Annotated in this window: 15 protein-coding genes and 1 pseudogene; 9 read left to right on the forward strand and 7 right to left on the reverse strand. The window is 70.9% G+C overall.

All coding sequences use genetic code 11. The features are described 5' to 3' along the window. Positions 1–13: 13 nt before the first annotated feature. The 7 genes and pseudogenes from ccmA to MQH10_RS09580 all read left to right on the forward strand — a co-directional run bounded on the left by ccmA (position 14) and on the right by MQH10_RS09580 (position 3,817). Positions 14–631, forward strand: a complete 618-nt coding sequence (gene ccmA / locus MQH10_RS09550) for a heme ABC exporter ATP-binding protein CcmA (protein ID WP_242563822.1) — start codon at positions 14–16, stop codon at positions 629–631. After that, entirely contained in the window at positions 628–1,293 is a 666-nt protein-coding gene (ccmB, locus tag MQH10_RS09555) for a heme exporter protein CcmB (RefSeq protein ID WP_242563823.1), read from the forward strand. The genes ccmA and ccmB overlap by 4 nt, the downstream gene beginning before the upstream one ends. A gap of 98 nt (positions 1,294–1,391) precedes the next feature. Next, entirely contained in the window at positions 1,392–1,931 is a 540-nt protein-coding gene (locus MQH10_RS09560; protein WP_242563824.1) for a Spy/CpxP family protein refolding chaperone, read from the forward strand. A 115-nt stretch (positions 1,932–2,046) separates the two neighbouring features. Next, a complete protein-coding gene (ccmC, locus tag MQH10_RS09565) occupies positions 2,047–2,775 on the forward strand; it encodes a heme ABC transporter permease CcmC (protein ID WP_242563825.1) in 729 nt (242 codons plus the stop codon). A gap of 4 nt (positions 2,776–2,779) precedes the next feature. Then, a complete protein-coding gene (ccmD, locus tag MQH10_RS09570; protein WP_242563826.1) occupies positions 2,780–2,953 on the forward strand; it encodes a heme exporter protein CcmD in 174 nt (57 codons plus the stop codon). Further along, positions 2,950–3,463 (forward strand): annotated as a pseudogene (locus tag MQH10_RS09575) (DsbE family thiol:disulfide interchange protein). Before ccmD ends, MQH10_RS09575 begins: the two are co-directional and overlap by 4 nt. Before the next feature lie 60 nt (positions 3,464–3,523). After that, on the forward strand, positions 3,524–3,817 hold the full coding sequence (locus MQH10_RS09580) for a hypothetical protein (RefSeq protein WP_242563827.1): 294 nt from the start codon (positions 3,524–3,526) through the stop codon (positions 3,815–3,817). A 142-nt stretch (positions 3,818–3,959) separates the two neighbouring features. Here the strand turns inward: MQH10_RS09580 and MQH10_RS09585 are convergent, their stop codons facing one another. The 3 genes from MQH10_RS09585 to ftsY all read right to left on the reverse strand — a co-directional run bounded on the left by MQH10_RS09585 (position 3,960) and on the right by ftsY (position 6,154). Then, complete coding sequence (locus tag MQH10_RS09585; RefSeq protein WP_242563828.1) at positions 3,960–4,559, reverse strand: MarR family winged helix-turn-helix transcriptional regulator; 600 nt, start codon at positions 4,557–4,559, stop codon at positions 3,960–3,962. 90 nt (positions 4,560–4,649) lie between these two features. Further along, entirely contained in the window at positions 4,650–5,222 is a 573-nt protein-coding gene (locus tag MQH10_RS09590) for an inner membrane-spanning protein YciB (protein WP_242563829.1), read from the reverse strand. Continuing rightward, positions 5,219–6,154 carry a signal recognition particle-docking protein FtsY gene (gene ftsY / locus MQH10_RS09595; RefSeq protein WP_242563830.1) on the reverse strand — a complete coding sequence of 312 codons (936 nt, stop codon included), beginning with the start codon at positions 6,152–6,154 and terminating at the stop codon, positions 5,219–5,221. Before ftsY ends, MQH10_RS09590 begins: the two co-directional genes overlap by 4 nt. Before the next feature lie 47 nt (positions 6,155–6,201). On the opposite strand from ftsY, the gene MQH10_RS09600 reads away from it, so the two are divergent. Then, positions 6,202–6,822, forward strand: coding sequence for a trimeric intracellular cation channel family protein (locus tag MQH10_RS09600; protein WP_242563831.1), 621 nt, complete (start codon positions 6,202–6,204; stop codon positions 6,820–6,822). A gap of 131 nt (positions 6,823–6,953) precedes the next feature. On the opposite strand, the gene mtaB is transcribed toward MQH10_RS09600, so the two are convergent. Then, a complete protein-coding gene (gene mtaB / locus MQH10_RS09605; protein ID WP_419720760.1) occupies positions 6,954–8,252 on the reverse strand; it encodes a tRNA (N(6)-L-threonylcarbamoyladenosine(37)-C(2))-methylthiotransferase MtaB in 1,299 nt (432 codons plus the stop codon). 14 nt (positions 8,253–8,266) lie between these two features. Further along, the gene (dapF, locus tag MQH10_RS09610; RefSeq protein ID WP_242563833.1) at positions 8,267–9,094 is read right to left on the reverse strand and encodes a diaminopimelate epimerase; all 828 of its coding nucleotides are present in this window, start codon (positions 9,092–9,094) and stop codon (positions 8,267–8,269) included. A gap of 82 nt (positions 9,095–9,176) precedes the next feature. Here dapF and MQH10_RS09615 point away from each other — a divergent pair, with 82 nt between their 5' ends. Next, on the forward strand, positions 9,177–11,246 hold the full coding sequence (locus MQH10_RS09615) for a prolyl oligopeptidase family serine peptidase (protein WP_242563834.1): 2,070 nt from the start codon (positions 9,177–9,179) through the stop codon (positions 11,244–11,246). 256 nt (positions 11,247–11,502) lie between these two features. Here the strand turns inward: MQH10_RS09615 and MQH10_RS09620 are convergent, their stop codons facing one another. Together MQH10_RS09620 and MQH10_RS09625 are read right to left on the reverse strand one after the other, a co-directional pair. Further along, positions 11,503–12,069 carry a PadR family transcriptional regulator gene (locus tag MQH10_RS09620; protein ID WP_242563835.1) on the reverse strand — a complete coding sequence of 189 codons (567 nt, stop codon included), beginning with the start codon at positions 12,067–12,069 and terminating at the stop codon, positions 11,503–11,505. 224 nt (positions 12,070–12,293) lie between these two features. Then, positions 12,294–13,190: a hydrogen peroxide-inducible genes activator gene (locus MQH10_RS09625; protein ID WP_242563836.1), complete on the reverse strand. Its 897-nt coding sequence runs from the start codon at positions 13,188–13,190 to the stop codon at positions 12,294–12,296. Positions 13,191–13,345: the final 155 nt, after the last annotated feature.

The following is a 13,345-nucleotide window of genomic DNA, read 5'->3' on the forward strand; positions in this document are numbered from 1 at the left end:
GCGCGCGCGACCTATGATCACACGCCTGGAGATCCTTGACCTCGCCCTGGCGCGGGGAGGGCGCCGCTTGTTTTCGGGGCTGACGCTCAATCTGGCGGCAGGCGAGGCCTGCGCGCTGACCGGGCGCAACGGGGCCGGCAAGACCAGTCTGCTGCGCGCTGTGGCCGGGCTGATCACCCCGGAGGCCGGGCGAATCAGCTTCGGCGACACCGATCCGGCGGACGCCCGGGCCCAGGGCCTGCACCTGCTGGGTCACCTCGACGGGCTGAAGTCCGGCCGCACGGCGCGGGAGGAACTCGACTTCTGGACCCGCTGGAACGGCGGGTCCGGTCCGGCGGCGGCCGAGGCCGCGCGTCGGCTGGAGATCACGCCCCTGCTCGACCTGGAGATCCGCCGTTTGTCGGCCGGCCAGAGGCGGCGCCTGGCGCTCGCCCGCATGCTGTCGGCGCCCCGACCCCTGTGGCTGCTGGACGAGCCGCTCAGCCCGCTGGATTCCGGCTGGCGGGCCCGGTTCGGCGAGATCATGGCCGAGCACCTGGCCGGGGGCGGCCTGATCCTGGCCGCCATCCATGACCCCCTGCCCGTGCCGGCGCAATCGGTCGACATCCGCGCCGACGGGGTCGCCGCATGAGCGCCGCCCTGGAGCTGTTCGCCCGCGAGGCGCGCCTGGCCTGGGGCCGCGGCGGCGGGCCGCTGGTCTCGGTGGGATTCTATGCCGGCGTCGCCACCCTGCTGCCGCTGGCCACCGGGCCGGAGCCGGCGCGGCTGGCCGCCGTGGCGCCCGGCATGGCCTGGATCGGCCTGGCGCTCGCCGCCCTGCTCAGCCTCGATCGGCTGTTCGAGCGCGACTATGAGGACGGGGCGCTGGACCTCATCACCCTCTCGCCCATGCCGCTGGAGCTGACCTGCGCGATCAAGTGCCTGGGCCAATGGGTCGCCACCGGCGCGCCCCTGGCGCTGGCCGCCCCCATCGCGGCCATTGCGCTCGGCGCGCCGCTGGCGCTCGCGCCGCTGATCTTCGCCAGCGCCCTGGTGGGCGGCCTGGCCTTCGCCTTCACCGGCGGGATCGGGGCGGCGCTCAGCCTGGGCGCCCGCCGCGGCGGCCTGCTGACCGCGGTGATCGTCCTGCCGCTGTTCGTGCCGCCGGTGATCTTCGGCGGCGGGGCGCTGGACGCCTTCGCCTCCGGCCTGCCCTGGCGGTCGGGCTTCACCCTGCTGTCGGCCTATGCGGCCGCCGCCGTCGCGCTCGGCCCGGTGGCCATGGCCGCGGCCTGCCGCAACGCGCTGAGCTGAACCGCCGTCGAACATGACGAAAGCTTAAGGTTGGGCCGCCGCCGGACTCGGCCCCGCCGCCCGTTAGAGGCTGCAGGGGCGCGACAACGGAGACACCCATGAACCTGAAATCCTTCCGACCGGCCGCGATCGGCGCGTCGATGCTGATCCTCGCGGCCGCCGGCGTCGCGGTGGCCCAGACCGCGCCCCCGCCGCCCGGCATGATGGGCGGCGTGCATGACATGGCCGGCCCCATGGAGGGTCATGGCGACCACGCCGCCATGATGCAGCACCACATCCAGCACCTGCGCGACGTCCTGCAGCTGACTCCGGCCCAGGAGCCGGCCCTGCAGGCCCTGGTCGCCGCCATGAAGCCGCCGGAAGGCCTGCGCGAGAAGATGAAGGCCGAGCATGAGGAGATGGCCAGGCTGACCACGCCCCAGCGCCTGGACCACATGAAGGCCAGGATGGCCGAGCACGAGGCGATGATGGACCAGCACATCGCGGCGGTGAAACGCTTCTACGCCCAGCTCACCCCGGCCCAGCAGAAGGCCTTCGACGCCCTGCCCCCGATGATGGGCCATGGCGAACATCCCGGCGCCCGCATGGGCGGCCATCGCATGGGCGGTCACAAGATGGACGGCGGCCACGAAGGCTGACGTCGACGCGGACCGGCCGGCTTGGTCATTGGGCCGGCCGGTCCGCGACCTCCCCGCGGGAGCGCCTTGATCTATCCCATTGCTCCGGTCGCCCGGGGAAGCTAATCCGCGAGCCATGATCCCAGCGCCCGCCTTCCTGGCCAATCCCGAACGCTTCATGGCGTTCTCACGCTGGGCCGCGCCGATGTTCGGGGCGATCGCCCTCCTGCTCGCCGCCGCCGGCCTGTGGCTCGGCTTCGCCGCCCCGGAGGACTACCAGCAGGGCGCGACGGTCAAGATCATGTTCATCCATGTGCCCGCGGCCTGGATGAGCATGTTCGTCTATGTCTGCATGGGGGTCGCGAGCTTCCTGGCCCTGGTCTTCCGCCACGCCCTGGCCGACGCCGCCGCCCAGGCCGCCGCGCCGCTGGGCGCCGCCTTCACGGCGCTGGCGCTGATCACCGGCTCGCTCTGGGGCCGGCCGATGTGGGGCGCCTGGTGGGTGTGGGACGCGCGCCTCACCTCGGTGCTGGTGCTGTTCCTGTTCTACCTGGCCTATATGGCGCTGCGGGCCAGCCTGGACGACGAGACCAAGGCCGCCCGCGCCGGCGCGATCCTGGCCCTGGTGGGGCTGGTCAATCTGCCGGTCGTCCACTGGTCGGTGACCTGGTGGAACACCCTGCACCAGGGCGCCTCGGTGTTCCGCAAGGGCGGCTCGACCCTGGCCCCGGTGTTCCTTACCCCGCTCCTGCTGATGGGCCTGGCCTATATGGCGGCCTTCGGCGCCCTGTGGCTGGTCCGCATCCGCGGCGAAGTCTGGCGCAAGCGCGCCGAGGCGGCCGCCCTGCGCGCGGCGAGGGCCTGACCCCATGGCCGACCTCATCACCGGCAAGTACGCCGCCTTCATCGGCCCGGCCTATGCGATCACCGCCGCGACCTTGGCGGCCATGATCTGGACCAGCCTCGCCTATGCCCGCCGCTGGCGGAAGCGGACCGAGGAGCTCAACGCCGCGCAGCAGGCGAGCCGGGAGCCGCAGGCGTGAGCCGTTGGCTGGCGCTCGCGCCCCTGGCCGTGCTGGCGGCCCTGGCCCTGCTCTTCGGCGCCTACGCCCTGCACCATGACCCCAAGGTCGAGCCCCGCGCCCTGGTCGGCAAGCCCCTGCCGGAGCTCTCCCTGCCCAGCCTGGATGACGGCCGGCCTGTGGCCCTGCGCGAGATCGCCAAGGGCCCGGTTCTGATCAATGTCTTCGCCTCCTGGTGCGCCCCCTGCGAGCTGGAGGCCCCGGTGCTGGTCGCCCTGAAGCGCCAGGGCGTGCGGCTGGTGGGCGTGGCCTACAAGGACGCGCCGGAGAACACCCAAGCCTTCCTGACCCGGCTGGGCGATCCCTATGCCGCCCGCCTGGTCGACCGCGACGGCCGGGCCGGCATCGAGCTGGGCGTCACCGGCGTGCCGGAGACCTATCTCTCGCGCCGACGGCATGATCCTCGACAAGCATTCCGGGCCCCTGACCGAGGCCGACGCCCAGGCGATGCTGGCCAAGGTCCCGCGTTAACCATATCTTCGGAGCGGCCGGCCCAGGGTAGGGTCTGGTTAACCATGTTTCCGGGATCCCATGGCCGCGCCGATCCGCCCGAACTTCCAGCCCCAGGCCCCGACGCCCCAGCGGCCGGCCAACGCCGACGCGGGCCGGTCGGCGGCGCAGCGGGCCTTCTTCGAGGCGGCGCTCGGCAAGGCCGCGCCCCAGACCGTCCAGACCCAGACGTTGGCCCAGTCCGCCCCGGTGCAGCGCGCGGCTTCACCGGCCGCGGCCCAGGCCGCCTATGTGCAGAAGATCCCCACCGCCCTGCCGGCCGAGGCGCCGACGCGGATCCTGCGACCCGGCTCGCTCCTGGACATCAAGGTCTAACGCCCATCCTTCCCCATGACATGGGGGAGGGGAACCATGCGCAGCATGGTGGAGGGGGCGAGTTCAAGCGCCGTGGATGGGGCCGCCCCCTCCACCGCCTGCGGCGGTCCCCCTCCCCCGCTTCGCAAGGGAGAATTGAGACTCAAGCCGCCTTCTTGGCCTTCTTCTTTTCCGGCTTCTCGGCCTTGGCCGGCTTTTCCGCCTTGGCCTTCTTGGGCTTGTCGAGCTTCGGCTTGTCGGCCTTGGCCTTCTTGGCGAGCTTCTCGGGCGCGGGCGCGCCGGCCTCGTCGCCGGCCTTGATCAGGTCGCGCAGCAGGCCGGTCAGGGCCTCGCGCTTGCCGCCGGAGATCAGCTTCAAGAGGCGGGCGTCGGCGGCGGCCATCTTCGGGCGCGCCTCCTCAAGGGCCATGCGGCCGGCCTCGGTCAGGCTGACGGCGTTGGCGCGGGCGTCGGCGGCCGAGCGCTGCCGCTCCAGCAGGCCCTTGGCGATCATGCGCGCGGCCATGTCGGCGAGCGTCGAGCGGTCGATGCCGGTGATCCGCACCAGGTCGGTCTGGGTCAGGCCTTCCTGAGTCTCGACCGCCGCCAGCACCGCGTACTGACGCTGGGTGACGCCGCCCGGACCGAATTCGTCGGCATAGATATCGAGGGCGAGCTGCAGGGCCCGATGCAGGAGATGGCTGGGGGACCGGTCCAGGGCGGGGAGCCCGCCCGACTTGCCGCCCGACTTGCCCTTAGACATCGACCCGTCCTCGCCGCTTGGAGCTGACGGGACCTTATAGGCGCTTCACGTCGGTTTGACGACAGACGGTCCGTGGGCGGTCCAATGGCCTCAGTCGGCCTCGGCCTCCAGGGCGTGGCGCATCATCACCGGCGCCTGGGTCAGGGCGAAGGCGATGGTCAGGATCATCAGGCCGGGAAACCGGAACAGGACCCAGGTGGTGTCGGGCTGGGTGCGCCAGACGAATTCGTTGAGCGCGGCGAGCGCCAGGAAGAACAGGCCGTAGCGCAGGGTGAGCTTGCGCCAGCCGGCCTCGTCCATCTGGAAGGCGGCGCCGACCACCAGCTGCAGGGGGTTCTTGCGCAGGGCCAGGCCGCCGAGCAGGCCCAGGCCGTAGATCAGGTTCATGACGGTGGGCTTCATCTTCAGGAAGCGGGCGTCATGGAAGACCAGCGTCAGGCCGCCGAACACCAGGGCCGCGCCGCCGGCGATCAGCGGGATGGGGGCGATGCGGCGCTCGAAGATCAGGCCGATGGCCAGAGCCAGGGCCGAGCCGGCCATCAGGGCCCAGGTCGCCTGGATCAGGTTCCGGCCCGTCGCGAAGAAGGCGATGAACCAGACGATCAGGGCGCCGTAGTCGACGACATAGCGCACCCACTTGGGCGCTGCGGACGAGGCGGTCATTGATCCTCCAGGCCGACGAGGGAGCGGGCGAAGGCCCGGGCGTTGAACGGCTGCAGGTCCTCGATGCCTTCGCCCACTCCGATCAGCTTGATCGGGCTGTCCGAAGCCTGGGCCACCGGCACCAGCACGCCGCCGCGGGCGGTGCCGTCGAGCTTGGTCATGACAATGCCGGACACGCCGATCTGGTTGCCGAAGATGTTCTCCTGGGCCAGCGCATTGCGCCCGACCGTGGCGTCGAGCACCAGCAAGGTCTCGTGCGGCGCCTCGGGCTCCAGCTTCTTGATGACCCGGATGACCTTGTGCAGCTCGTCCATCAGCCCCTGCTTGTTCTGCAGGCGGCCGGCGGTGTCGATCAGCACGACGTCGTAGTTCTGGGCCTTGGCGCGCTCCAGGGCCTCGAAGGCCAGGCCCGCGGCGTCGGAGCCGGTGGGCCGCGACATGAAGTCGGCGCCGGCCCGGTCGGCCCAGACCTTGAGCTGCTCGACGGCGGCGGCGCGGAAGGTGTCGCCGGCGACGATCAGCACCTTGGCGCCCTTGGTCCTCAGGTCGGCGGCGATCTTGCCCAAGGTCGTGGTCTTGCCCGAACCATTGACCCCGATGAACAGCACCACATAGGGCCGGGGGCCAGACAGCGGGTCGAACGCGCCCTGGCGGCTTGAGAGCTCGTCTCCGATGGCGAGCGCCAGCGCCTGCTTGATCTCGTCCTCGTCGACGCTCTTGCCGAACTTCTCCTCGGCGAAGCGGGCGGTGATGCGCGCGGCCGAGTGCGGGCCGAGATCGGCCTCGATCAGCATCTCTTCGAGTTCGTCGAGCTTGGCCTGGTCGAGCGGCTGCTTGGTGAAGGTGGCGGCCACCTGCTCCGTCAGCGCCTTGGACGAGCGGGTGAGCCCGCCGGCGAGGCGCTGGAGCCAACCCTTCTTCGGTTCGGTCATGGGCCGCCTTCTAGCGGCTCGCGCGCGGGCGGGATAGAGCAGGCTTGATGGATCAGATCGCCACGGCCCTTGTCTGGCTCGACTACGCCGCCGTCGCCGTGTTCGGGGCGACCGGGGCCCTGGCCGCGGCGCGGCGCAAGCACGACATCGTCACCTTCGGCTTCTTCGCCGCCGTGACCGGCGTGGGCGGCGGAACCCTGCGTGACCTGCTGCTCGGCGCGCCGGTGTTCTGGATCGCCAAGCCGGGCTATCTGGCCGGCTGCCTGGCCGCGGCCCTGGTGGTCTGGATCGTGGGCCCGGGCCAGGGACGGGCCAAGGTGCTGCTCTGGCTAGATGCCGTGGGGTTGTCCGCCTATTGCATCGTCGGCGCGGCCAAGGCCGCGGCGCTGGGCGCCCCGCCCCTGCCGGCCGTGGTGATGGGGGTGCTGACCGCCTGTTTCGGCGGGGTGATCCGCGATGTGCTGGCCCATGAACCCTCGGTGCTCTTGCGCCGCGAGATCTATGTGACCTGCGCCATGCTGGGGGCGGGCCTGTTCGTCATCCTGCAGATGTTCGGGGTCCCGGGCCTGCCGGCCGGGCTGGCGGGCGCGGGTCTGGCCTTTGGCGTGCGGGCCGGGGCGATCCTGTGGGACTGGAGCCTGCCGGGCTTTCCGGGGCGGAAGAGCTGAGCGTTGTTCCCTCTCCCGCTTGGCGGGAGAGGGTTAGGGTGAGGGCTCTTTCTTGCTGGGGTCGGTGCAACGTCGCGTCCGCGGCCCCTCACCCCAACCCTCTCCCCGCGAGCGGGGCGAGGGAGCGGTCTCTAGACCCGTTCCGCGATCAGCTTCCCGCCCTCGGCGCCCGTGACGCGTAGGGCCACGATCGATCCGACCACCGCCTCGCCCACAAAGGCGATCTCGGTGAAGTCCTCGGCGCGGGCGACGCCGCCCCGCTCGACCAGCCCCAGGACCTCGCGGCCGATCTGACGGGCCAGATGGCGGGCGAGCGCGGCCTCGCCGGCGGCGCGCAGCCGGGCGGCGCGGGCCTTGATCACGGGACGGGTCAGCTGCGGCATGCGGGCGGCCGGGGTGCCGGGGCGCGGGCTGAACGGGAAGACGTGCAGGAAGGCCAGCCCCGTCTCCTCGACCAGGCGGACGGTGTTCTCGAACATCTCGTCGGTCTCGGTCGGGAAGCCGGCGATCAGGTCGGCGCCGAAGGCGGTGTCCGGCCGCACCGCACGGACCTCGGCCACCAGCTTCAGCGCATCGGCGCGGCTGTGGCGGCGCTTCATCCGCTTCAGGATCATGTCGTCGCCCGCCTGCAGCGACAGGTGCAGATAGGGCATCAGCCGCGGCTCGTCGGCCAGGCAGCGCATCAGGTCCGGATCGATCTCGGCCGCGTCGATGGACGACAGCCGAAGCCGGGGCAGTTCCGGAACCAGCTTCAGGATGCGCGCGACCAGCTGGCCCAGGGTCGGCTGGCCCGGCAGGTCGGCGCCCCAGCTGGTGACGTCGACCCCGGTCAGCACCACCTCCTGATAGCCCTGGGCGGTCAGCCTGCGGATCTGCTCGACCACCTCGCCGGCCGGGGCGGAGCGGGAATTGCCGCGGCCATAGGGGATGACACAGAAGGTGCAGCGGTGATCACAGCCGTTCTGGACCTCGACATAGGCCCGCGCCCGGTCCTTCAGCCCGTCGATCAGGTGGCCCGCGGTCTCCCGCACGCTCATGATGTCATTGACCCGCACCCGGACCGGCTCGGTCTGGGGCGCATAGGATCCGGCCTGGGCCTTCTCCGCATTGCCGAGCACGAGGTCCACCTCGGCCATGCCGGCGAAGGCGGCGGGGTCGATCTGGGCGGCGCAGCCGGTGACGATCAGCCTGGCGTCGGGCCGTTCGCGCCGGGCCTTGCGGATCGCCTGGCGGGCCTGGCGCACGGCCTCGCCGGTCACCGCGCAGGTGTTGAAGACGATGGCGTTGGCCAGCCCGTCCTCGGCGGCGCGGGCGCGGATGACCTCGCTTTCATAGGCGTTCAGCCGGCAGCCGAACGTCACCACCCGGACGTCCGCGTTCGGATCGTCCTCGCGCACTGGCGCGTCAGCGACGGAGCCGGTGTCCAGCAGGTCGTGGTCGCTGCTCACGGCAGCTCGCCCGTGAACTCGATCTCCAGCGGCCCGGTCATGATCACGTGGCCGTCGCTCTCGCGCCATTCGATGACGAGGTCGCCGCCGTCCAGCTCCAGCGTCGCCTTGCGATCGGTGAGGCCGCGCCGGGCGCAGGCGACCAGGGCCGCGCAGGCGCCGGTGCCGCAGGCCTTGGTGAGGCCGGCGCCCCGCTCCCAGACCTTGAGGCGGATATGGTCGCGGGCCTTCACCTGCGCGAAGCCGACATTCACGCCCTCGGGGAACAGATAGTGATGCTCGATCATCGGCCCGACCTCGCGCACAGGCGCGGCCTCGGCGTCGGGCACGAAGAACACCACGTGCGGATTGCCCATGGAAACGCAGCCCGGCGTGTGCAGGATCGGCGCGTCGATCGGCCCGACCTGCAGCTCGATGCCCTTGGTGTCCATCTCTTCGGCCAGCGGGATCTGGTCCCAGGCCAGGCGGGGCTCGCCCATGTCGACGCTGACCCGGTGGTCGCCGGCGCGGGCGGCGCGCAGCAGACCGCCGCGGGTGTCGAGCACGGCGGCGTCGGTCCCCGCGCCCTCCATCAACAGCCAGCCGACGCAGCGCGAGGCATTGCCGCAGGCGCCGACCTCTTCGCCGTCCGCGTTCCAGAACCGCACCCGGGCGTCGCCCTTGGTCGAGCGCTCAAGCGAGACCAGCTGGTCGCAGCCGACGCCGGAGGTCCGGTCACAGATCTTCCGCACCTCGATCTGCGAGGGATCGAAGGGGGCGGTGCGGGCGTCGACCACGACGAAGTCGTTGCCGAGCCCGTTCATCTTCAGGAACGGACGGCTCATGATGGCCGGCTATATAGGGGAGAACGGGCGCGGGATCACCTTTGGCGAGACAAGTCCTGCCCGGCGCCCATAAATCGTCGCCATGAGACACCTGCTCCTCGCCGCCGCCCTCGCCCTGCCTGCGTTCGCCCACGCCCAGGCGCCCGCCGATCCGTTCCAGGCGCTGGAGGAGATCGACGCCCCCAAGGCGATGAGCTGGGTCGAGGGCCAGAACGCCAGGACCGCCGGGCGGCTGGAGACCGATCCGCGCTACGCGACCTTCCACGCCGAGGCGCGCGCCATCTTCACCGCCAAGGACCGCATTCCGTGGCCGGAGTTCCGGGCCGGGGGCGCGGACAATTTCTGGCAGGACGCGGAGCACATCCACGGCGTCTGGCGCCACGCCAGCCTGGCGAGCTACCGCACGGCGGCGCCGGCCTGGGACACAACCCTCGACCTGGACGCTCTGGCCAAGGCCGAGGGCCGGAACTGGATCTGGAAGGGCGCGGACTGCCGCAAGCCGGCCGAGACGGTCTGCCTGGTGCATCTCTCCAACGGCGGCGGCGACGCCGTCGAGATCCGCGAATATGACACGGCCGCCAAGGCCTTCGTCCCCGGCGGCTTCCGCTTCGCCGAGGGCAAGCAGGCCGTCGACTGGCTCGACGCCGACCACCTGGCCGTCGCGCGCGAATGGACCCCGGGCGAGGTGACCGCCTCGGGCTACGCCTATGTGGTCAAGATCGTCGGCCGCGACGGCTCGGTCCGCGAGGTGTTCCGGGGCGAGAAGTCCGACGTGTCCGACCAGCCCATCGTTCTGCGCGGCGCCGGCGGCAAGGCCGACGCCCTGATGGTCCGCCGCGGGGTGAGCTTCTTCGAGAGCGAGCACCGGCTGATCGACGGGACCGCCCAGGTCGTCATTCCCCTGCCGAAGAAGGCCGATTTCGAGACCTATGTGGACGGCCAGCTGGTGTTCGCCCTGAAGGAGGCCTGGGGCGGGTTCGGAGCCGGCGCCCTGATCTCCTACGACCTCGCGGCGCTCAAGGCCGACGCGGCCCACGCCAAGCCCACCCTGGTCTTCCAGCCCGGCCCGCGCCAGGCGATCCAGTCGGTGGACTCCACCCACTCCCGGCTGGTGGTGAACCTGCTGGACGAGGTGAAGGGCGCGGTCGACGTCTACGCCTTCGCAAGCGGCAAGTGGTCGGCGCCCAAGCGCCTGCCCCTCCCCAAGGACGCCACCTTCACCCTGCGCGCCACGGCCTCGGCCGACGATCAGCTGTTCGTGGCGGCGGAGGGCTTCCTCGATCCCACCAGCCTATGGCTGGCCGATGCGGCGGCCGCGACGGCGACCCAGGTCAAGGCCCTGCCGCCGCGGTTCGACGCCTCCAAGGACGAGGTCCGGCAATATTGGGCGACCTCGTCGGACGGGACCAAGATCCCCTATTTCGTGGTCTGGCCGAAAGCCGCCAAGCTCGACGGCTCCACGCCGACCATCATGTACGGCTATGGCGGCTTCGAGATCGCCAAGCCGCCGATCTATCTGCCGGAGATGGGCAAGATCTGGCTGGAGCGGGGCGGCGCCTATGTGATCGCCAATATCCGCGGCGGCGGCGAGTTCGGCCCGGCCTGGCACGACGCCGTGCTGCGCGAGAAGCGCCAGTTGTCCTTCGACGACTTCGCCGCGGTGGCCAAGGACATGACCGCGCGCGGGATCACCTCGCCGCGCCGGCTCGGCATCTATGGCCGCTCGAACGGCGGGGTGCTGACGACGGTGTCCATGACCCAGCATCCCGAACTGTGGAACGCGGTGGTGGTGGAAAGCCCGTTGATCGACATGCTGCGCTATCACAAGCTGTCGGCCGGGGCCTCGTGGATCGGGGAATATGGCGACCCCGACGTCCCCGCCGACGCGGCCTTCATCGCCAAGTACTCGGGCTATCAGAACCTGAAGGCCGGCGTGAAATACCCCGAGGCCTACATCACCACCAACACCCGCGACGACCGGGTGCACCCCGGCCATGCGCGGAAGTTCGCGGCCAAGCTGGAGGCGATGGGGGTCCCCTATCTCTATTACGAGCAGACGTTCGGGGGGCATGCGAACGACGCCGACCCCGAACTCAACGCCCGCCGCTGGGCCCGGCACTATACGTACCTGGCGCAGAAGCTGATGGATTGAGGGGCGGGGCGCTCCGCCAACCCGTCATCCCCCACCCCCGTCATCCCCGGGCTTGTCCCGGGGACCCCTCTATCGGCTGCAATGCCTGGCGGGCTTTGACGCGGCGAGGCGGTGCGCACGTTCCGCTTCAGCAGATCCGGTGAGAGGGGCCCCAAGAACAAGTCTTGGGGTGACGAGGATGGGTGTGACGGAGTGGGGGTGACGAGGTTGGGGGTGACCGCGTGGGACGAAGCGGGAAAGCCGCTGTGGACGCCCCTCAGGTCCGCTCGACCTTGGCCGCGGCTTCGTCGATGGCGGCGGCGATGGCGTCGATCTGGGCTTCGGTGACGTCGCCGCGTTGCATGCGGAGCGCCAGAGCCGTGCCGAGGTTCTGCATCGCGCGCTGCAGCTTGGGCCGGGCGCCGGAGGACTGGCTGCCGGCATCGTCCAGGCGGGCGAAGATGGCGTCCACGCCGGCGCGGTTCTTTTCCAGCGCCTCGCGGCCGGCCTCGGTGATCTCATAGGCCTTGCGGCCGCCCTCGACGCCCACCTGAGTGACGAAGCCTTCGTCCTCCAGCAGCGAGAAGGTCGGGTAGATCACGCCGGGCGAGGGGCGGTAGGCGCCGCCGGTGCGTTCCTCCAGCTCCTTCATCACGTCATAGCCGTGACGGGGCTTTTCGGAGACCAGCGCCAGGACCACGAAGCGAAGATCGCCGTGCTCCAGCAGGCGACCGATGCGGCCCTCAGGCCCCCGACCATGGCGGCCGCGGATGTGGTCGCGCAGATGTCCGCCCCAGCCGTGACGGCTGTGATGTTCGTGGCGGTTCCAATGATGTCTATGCATATTTCGATCCTATTTCGATATGTCTGATTGCTAGATATATCGAGCCCTATCGGACCGCAAGTCGTTTTTAGATATATCTGGAATAATCTTTCCTCCCCCATGTCGATGGGGGAGGGGGACCGCGCGCAGCGGGGTGGAGGGGGCGTGACTGGGCGCCGTGGAGGAGGCCGCCCCCTCCACCGGCTTCGCCGGTCCCCCTCCCCCGTCCAGCCGGGGGAGGATGGTCAGGCGTCCTGGAGGGTCTGGGCCAGCAGCCGGCCCTCCGCCCCGCGGCTGGAGCCGGCCCGCCAGGCGACGACGATCTCGCGGCTCGGATGGTCGGCGCGCAGGGGGCGGACGGCGACGGGCGCCGCCTCGGTCAGGCCGGCGCGCACGGCCATGGCCGGCAAGAAGGTGACGCCGAGGCCCGAGCCCACCATCTGCACCAGGGTCGGCAGGGAGGTGGCGGCGAAGGCCTCCTCGTCGCCGGTGGCCTTGGGCGGCTTCAGCCCGCAGGCGGCGAGCGCATGGTCGCGCAGGCAGTGGCCGTCCTCCAGCAGGATCAGGTCCTCGCCCTCCAGCTCCACGGGCAGGGATCCGCCGCCGGCCAGCAGCCGGTGATTGGCCGGAAGCGCCGCCAGCAGTTCGTCGTCGGAGACGTGGGCATGGGCGAGGCCCGACATGTCGAAGGGCAGAGCGATCAAGGCGGCGTCCAGCTGGCCGGCCTTGAGCGCCGCGATCAGGCGCTGGGTCAGGTCCTCGCGCAGGAAGAGCCGCAGCTTGGGGAAGCGGGCGCGCAGGATCGGCAGGGCCTTGGGCAGCAGGAAGGGGGCGACCGTCGGGATGACGCCCAGGCGGAAGCGGCCGGTCAGGGGCTGGGCGGCGTTGCGCGCCGACTGCACCAGCTCCTCGGCCTCGTTGAGGATGACATTGGCGCGGGTGAGCGCGGCCTCGCCCACGGCGGTCAGGATGACGCCGGAGCGGGCCCGGTCGACCACCGGCGCGCCGAGCGTGCGCTCCAGTTCCTGGATGCCCGCCGACAGGGTCGGCTGGGTGACATGGGCGGCCTCAGCGGCGCGCCCGAACGACCCATGCTCGGCGAGGAGCTTGAGGTACTGCAGCTGGCGGATGGTGGGGAGCATGGGTGGAATATAGGAATTATCTATCGCAGATTGAAGTGCGATAGATTGGCCGATCACTGCGCCCAAAAGCCCTCGCCCCGCATTGCGGGGAGAGGGTTGGGTGAGGGGCGATCCCCGACGTCAGGGAGAAGGCATTGGCCGAAAGAGCCCTCACC

This window comes from Phenylobacterium aquaticum (assembly GCF_022695515.1).
Classification (GTDB): Bacteria; Pseudomonadota; Alphaproteobacteria; order Caulobacterales; family Caulobacteraceae; genus Phenylobacterium; species Phenylobacterium aquaticum.